General features: G+C 51.5%; 4 protein-coding genes. All 4 read left to right on the top strand.

Annotation, left to right across the window (positions count from 1 at the left end):
- A partial coding sequence (locus ACEW8P_RS05095; RefSeq protein ID WP_373512024.1) for a sulfatase-like hydrolase/transferase occupies positions 1-1,291 on the top strand: 1,291 nt, incomplete at its 5' end.
- 118 nt (positions 1,292-1,409) lie between these two features.
- Entirely contained in the window at positions 1,410-2,060 is a 651-nt protein-coding gene (locus tag ACEW8P_RS05090) for an RNA polymerase sigma-70 factor (RefSeq protein WP_373512023.1), read from the top strand.
- A 46-nt stretch (positions 2,061-2,106) separates the two neighbouring features.
- A complete protein-coding gene (locus ACEW8P_RS05085; protein WP_373512022.1) occupies positions 2,107-3,126 on the top strand; it encodes a FecR family protein in 1,020 nt (339 codons plus the stop codon).
- Between the two features lie 2 nt (positions 3,127-3,128).
- On the top strand, positions 3,129-3,998 hold an 870-nt coding region (locus ACEW8P_RS05080), incomplete at its 3' end, for a carboxypeptidase-like regulatory domain-containing protein (RefSeq protein ID WP_373512021.1).

The following is a 3,998-nucleotide window of genomic DNA, read 5'->3' as shown; positions in this document are numbered from 1 at the left end:
CCCCGACAAGGTGACATTGCCTCCTTATCACCCCGATACCCCCGAAATGCGACACGATTGGGCGCAGTACTACGATAAGGTCGAGGATATGGATACGTTCGTCGGTAAAGTACTGGCCGACTTGGAAAAATCCGGCGAGGCCGAAAACACCATCGTATTTTATTACAGCGACCACGGTGGCGTGCTGGGACGCAGCAAACGCTTTATGTACGAGTCGGGGTTGCACATTCCCCTGGTGATACGTTTTCCCAAAAAATACGCCCACCTGGCGCCCGGCAGTGCGGGTACCAAAACCGACCGCATCGTTACCTTCCTTGACTTCGCCCCTACTCTGCTTAGTCTGGCGGGAGTCGAAGTTCCTGACTACTTGCAGGGTAAGGCTTTCCTCGGCAAGCAACAGGCTGCTCCGCGCGACTACGCCCACGCCTTCCGGGGACGCATGGACGAGCGCATGGACCTGGTCCGCGGACTGCGCGACAAAAAGTACCGCTACATCCGAAATTACATGCCGCACAAGATTTATGGGCAATACATCGAGTATCTCTGGCGCGCGCCTTCGATGAAATCCTGGGAGGCCGCTTATAAGGCAGGTACTTTGAACGATAAGCAGCGTAAGTTTTGGGAAACCAAGCCGATGGAAGAACTCTTCGACGTGGATGCCGATCCGCATAACGTCAATAATTTGGCGGGCGACCCAAAGTACAAATCCGCCCTGGAACGGATGCGGAAAGCAAATCACAACTACGTAATCGAGAACAAAGACGTAGGCTTCCTGCCCGAGGCCATGATGGAGGAAATTTCCGGTATTGTTCCTCTCTACGATTATGCCCGGAGTGGTCATTATGACGTAAAGAAGGTAGTTGGCGCTGCTGAAATGGCTTCCGAGGGCGATCCAGAGAACATCACGAAACTAATGAAAATGCTGGGTGACAAAGACCCGGTCATACGCTATTGGGCGGCGACGGGGTTCACTATTTTGGGTACCAGAGCAACTCCTGCGAAGTACGAACTCATCGCTTTGCTGAAAGATAAAGAAGTCAGCGTTCGCATTGCCGCCGCCGAAGCTCTGACGCATCTTGGCGAAAAAGACAAGGCGGTTCAAACTTTGACAGGAGCCTTAAATAGCGACATTCAGATGGCACGGGTACAGGCTTTGAACATTCTGGAACAACTCGGCCCCGACGCACGTGCTTCCTACCCTATGGTAAAGAAGTTACTTGACGATAAAAAGAAAAACGCCAACTACGATCTACGGGCAGCGGAGAAGATCATGGCTACAGCGAAGCAGTAAGGCCAAATCACCATATATTTTACTCCTCAATAAATATTTTTTCTTTTTTTTATACAAAAAACTAAGGGTAAGCCTTACTTTTTGAGTCATTGGGATAAATAACGCAGCCAAGCACGTTATGTCCGACCCTAAAGCTCTTCGACCCGATCCTGGAAAATCTTCATTTCTCCTGAGCGGAGAATCGACCGTGCGTCAGCTCGACGCCGAGACGCTGTTGCGCCAAACTTTCGCCGAAGATTCCCGGACGGGCTTGGAATTGCTGTTTCGCAAGTACCACGCCCCGCTGTGTAGCCACGCTGTACGCTTTGTCTATTCCCGGCAGATCGCCGAAGATCTGGTAAGTGAAGTCTTTTTTCAGTTTTACAAAACCGAAGCGTACGAACGCGTCAATACTTCCTTCCTGAGTTATCTCTTCCGTTCGGTTCGTAATGAGGCATTCACCCACCTGCGCCGGGAATTTGGTCGAACCTGTCCCCTGGAAGCTGAATCCGAAAATCAACCCGACTTACAAACTCCCGCTCCCGACGCTGAAATCCAGTACAATAATCTGTACCTGAAAGTCAACGAATCCATTGCGCAGCTCCCTGCCCAATGCCAGCGGGTGTTTTTGATGAGTCGTTTTGAGGATAAAAAGTATCAGGAAATCTCCAAAGAACTCAGTATTTCACAGAAAACGGTAGAGGCACACATGTCGAAAGCCTTGCGGCACCTGCGCGAAGCTTTGCGGGGCGAGTGGCTGGTCGCTTGTCTCTTGTTTCTGTTGGCGTAACACATTTTCTATGGGCCATCTGGCCCAGGATTCCAACTATCACACAATGAAGCATTCTATTTCAAAACAGATCGTTTTCGATTACCTGGCGGGCCGAAGTACCCCGCTGGAAAAGCGAACCATCGAGACCTGGCTCATCCGGGAAGAAAACGTCGAAGAATTCCATCAGTGGCTTTACGAGTGGGAGCGCCAGTCGCCGCAGTACGTTCCCGATTCTGAAACCGCTTTCTCAGCTCTATCCGAAAAAATTGAAAACCAGGTACTCGGGCAATCATCGCAGGCTATAAACCATAGGTACGTAAGTCGGTGGCGAACATTTCGATTTTGGCAAATAGCTGCGTCTATCACCATTCTATTGGGAATAAGTGCCTGGCTGCTTCGTGAGCCCATCCTTTACAAAACATACCAAACCGACTATGCACAATCCCGCACTTTTTTGCTCAGCGACGGCAGTCGTGTGACGCTCAACGCCAATTCGACATTGACGGTACCCCGCTTCGGATTCGGGGCGGAGGTCAGGGAAGTCTGGCTAAAAGGCGAAGCCGAGTTTTCGGTACGGCACACACTCACCCATCAGCGGTTTGTGGTCAAGATTTCCAAACATTTTCAGGTGGAAGTCCTGGGGACTGAATTCACGGTTTTTGCCCGACCGCGTGGCACAAAAGTCGCCCTGAGTGAAGGGAAAATTCGCCTGGACTACAAGAAGTATGCCCAGCGGAAACAACTCCTGATGCAGCCCGGCGAACTTGTCACCCTCAGCCCAAGTGGCAACCTCAAACTTCAACGTACCGAAAGGCCCGAACTGCAATCAGCCTGGAAAGAGCAACGCTACGTGTTCGACAACACATCCGTGCGAGAAATATGCGCCATCCTGTTGGAGAATTTTGGGTTAGTGGTAGTCCCAGGAAATGAAGCTACTGCGGCTCGAACCATCTCCGGAAACTTCAAAGCCCAGAACGCCAACGATCTGCTGGACGTGTTGCGGGAAGTACTCGACCTCGATATTAGAGAACAAAACGGTAGTATCATTTTGAATAGTCATGAATCAAACTCTAAACCTATATAACGATGTCTAAAATCCCCATTTATATTCGTACCGCTTTTCTGGCTATCTTGGTGATTAGCCAACTTTCGCTGGCCGGATTTTCCCAGACGCTGGCCTACGTCCAGCAATCCAAATCAGCTACATCAACTGCACCAAATACGACCCTGTTGAGATCCGTGCTGCTCGACCTTCAAAAGCATTATCAGGTCGAAATCATTTTTGAGGATCGGCTTATCGCCATCCGCACCGTCCCCGCCCGCTCGATTGATTACACCCGTACCGTTGATAGCAACCTGGCGCGAATTCTTACACCTGTCAATTTGAAGGTTAAAAAGATCCGTAAAAATACGTTTATCATCAGCGAAGTTTCTACTGCGCGTCAACTTTCAGAAGTAGTTGAGGATAAAACCAAGGCTAGTGCAGATAGTGAGCTAGTAAATTCTGCATCGGAAAGGAATTCATTCAAGTACCCTCAACTTGAAAAAATTGAAGAAACCCCCAAACGCATTATACGCGGCACCGTTACCGACGAGAACAACGCGGGCCTGCCCGGCGTGAGCGTGGTGGTCAAAGGCACCACCCGCGGCACGACGACCAACGGCGAGGGAACCTTCGAACTGGACGTGCAGGAGGCTGAGCCAGTGCTGGTGTTCAGCTTCGTGGGCTTCGCCACCCAGGAGATCACGCTGGGCAACCGCACCCAACTGGACGTCAGAATGGCGGTGGATGACAAGTCGCTCGACGAAGTGGTCGTGGTCGGCTACGGCGTGCAGCGCAAGTCCGACCTGACGGGCGCGGTGGGCGCGGTCAAGGGCGAGACCCTGCGCGAGCGTCCGACGGCTTCGCTCAACCAAGCCCTAAGCGGTCGCATCACGGGCGTCAACGTCTCGACC

The organism is Persicitalea sp. (assembly GCF_041751555.1).
Lineage (GTDB): Bacteria > Bacteroidota > Bacteroidia > Cytophagales > Spirosomataceae > Persicitalea.
The sequence above is the reverse complement of the archived record's forward strand: the minus strand, read 5'-3'. Positions and strand labels throughout refer to the sequence as shown.